This is a genomic window from Sphingomonas sp. FUKUSWIS1, assembly GCF_000733135.1.
In the GTDB taxonomy this organism is placed as follows: Bacteria; Pseudomonadota; Alphaproteobacteria; order Sphingomonadales; family Sphingomonadaceae; genus Sphingomonas; species Sphingomonas aerolata.
In genome coordinates, this window is the sequence record NZ_JPJC01000151.1 from 1 (window position 1) to 1,962 (window position 1,962).

The 1,962-nt window shown below is 70.5% G+C and carries 3 protein-coding genes; 1 reads left to right on the forward strand and 2 read right to left on the reverse strand.

Features of this window, described 5'->3' with window-relative positions:
• Positions 1–728: copper resistance protein B (locus sphsw_RS10030; RefSeq protein ID WP_031440499.1), on the forward strand; the 728-nt coding region annotated here is incomplete at its 5' end.
• Here the strand turns inward: sphsw_RS10030 and pnuC are convergent.
• Both pnuC and sphsw_RS10040 read right to left on the reverse strand, forming a co-directional pair.
• Positions 659–1,276, reverse strand: a complete 618-nt coding sequence (gene pnuC, locus sphsw_RS10035; RefSeq protein ID WP_042467024.1) for a nicotinamide riboside transporter PnuC — start codon at positions 1,274–1,276, stop codon at positions 659–661. The genes sphsw_RS10030 and pnuC overlap by 70 nt on opposite strands.
• On the reverse strand, positions 1,273–1,962 hold a 690-nt coding region (locus tag sphsw_RS10040; RefSeq protein WP_031440501.1), incomplete at its 5' end, for a phosphotransferase enzyme family protein. The genes pnuC and sphsw_RS10040, both read right to left, overlap by 4 nt.

The window sequence follows — 1,962 nt, forward strand, 5'->3', positions numbered from 1 at the left end:
CGCCCCCCGCGCCGCCGACCACGCTCGCGGCGGCGCGCTTCTACGATCCCGCAACGATGGCGAAGGCCAACCGGATGATGCGCGACGAGCATGGCGGCATGCGCTTCAGCCAGATCCTCTTCAACCTCGCCGAGGTGCAGGTACGCAGCGGTCGCGACGGCTATCGCTGGGACGGCGCGGGCTGGTTCGGCGGCGATATCGACCGGCTGGTCGTCAAGACCGAAGGCGAAGGCGGTTTCGGCGACCGGGTCGAGGCCGCCGAAGTGCAGGCGCTCTATTCGCGCGCGCTCGATCCGTACTGGAACCTGCAAGCCGGCGTCCGCCAGGATCTCGGCGCAGGCGCCAAACGAACCTATGCCGCGCTCGGGGTCGAAGGCCTGGCGCCCTATTGGTTCGACGTCGAGGGCACGCTGTTCCTGTCCGACAAGGGCGACGTGCTGGCGCGTGCGGAGGCCTGGTACGACCAGCGCATCACCCAGCGCGCGATCCTCCAGCCGCGTGTCGAGCTGAACCTCGCCGCGCAGGACATGCCCGGCAGCCGGATCGGCGCGGGGCTGTCCACCGCCGAACTCGGCCTGCGGCTACGCTACGAGATCCGCCGCGAACTCGCGCCCTATGTCGGGCTGTCCTGGGAACGGCGCTACGGCGCCACCGCGCGTTATGCGCGCAGGGATGGTGATAGGACGGGCGGGGTCTCGCTCGCGCTCGGTGTGCGCGCCTGGTTCTGACGCGCCGCCTGCCACTGCCGATAGCCCAACAGCGCGAGCAGGATCATCGCCGCATAGAGCCCCGCGGTCAGCATCAGCCCCTTCGCGACGAACATCCCGACATAGACGATGTCGACGACGATCCACAGCAGCCAGCTCGCACTGTGCCGCCGCGCGGTCCAATATTGCGCGACCAGGCTGAAGCTGCTCAGCGTCGCATCGATCCAGGGCAGCGCCGCGTCGGTATAGCGGCTCATGACGAACCCGATTCCCATCGCGGCACCCGCACCGGTGCAAAGCCCCGCCAGCGCGGGGATCGGCCGTAGCGGCACGACGGCGACGTCACCCGCATCCTGCCGCCCGCGCGTCCAGTTGCGCCACCCATAGACCAGCGCGCCCGCGAACACCGCCTGCAGCATCATGTCCGCATAGAGCCGCACGTCGAGGAACAGCTTGAAGTACAGCGCACAGGCCAGCAAGTTGACCGGCCAGCACCACAGCCGCCGCACCGCGGTCAGCCAGATGCCGAGGAAACTGACCGCGACCGCGGCGATCTCGAGCGTCGTCACGCGCCGCTCTCCGCATCGGCGATCCCGCGGAGGAAGTCCTGCCCCGGTTCGGACAGGAACCACGCCGCATGGCCGATCAGATAGCCGTCCCAGGCCAGCGCCGCCGCGCTCATGTCGCCGAGCACCCCTGCGAAATACGCGACCTCCGACAGGGCGAATTCGAGATGCACCAGCGGCAGCAGCCGGACGAGCGTCGCCCCGTCCTCCGCACCGAACGCGGTCGTCGCCGCATAGCCCGCCAGCAGCGCACACGCCGCCTCGGGCTGGCCGATCGTGGCGTCCGCGCCCTGCCCGAGCGCCAGCCAGGCGACACCGCTGCGTTCGAGCGCGATCGCCAGGTCGTGCAGCGCGCAGGTCCGGTCCGCCAGCCCGAAATCGATGACGGTCCGCACGTCCTCCTCCTGCCAGAGCAGGTTGGAGGGATGCCAGTCATTATGCGTCCACAAGGCCGGCTGCGCGGCGAGCCGTGGCTGCAACCCGTCGCCGAGCGCGCTGAACAGCGATGTGAGCTCGCGCCGCCACGGCCGCGGGGCGAGGAAGGCGGCGAGCGCCGGCCGCGCCGCGACATAGCGTTCCGCCGCCGCGATCGGGTCGGGATCGGGCAGGATGGTGAAGCTCGCGACCAGCGGTTGCGGCACGCGCGCGGGCGCGTCGAACCCCTGCGACGCGCGGTGCAGCCGCGCCAG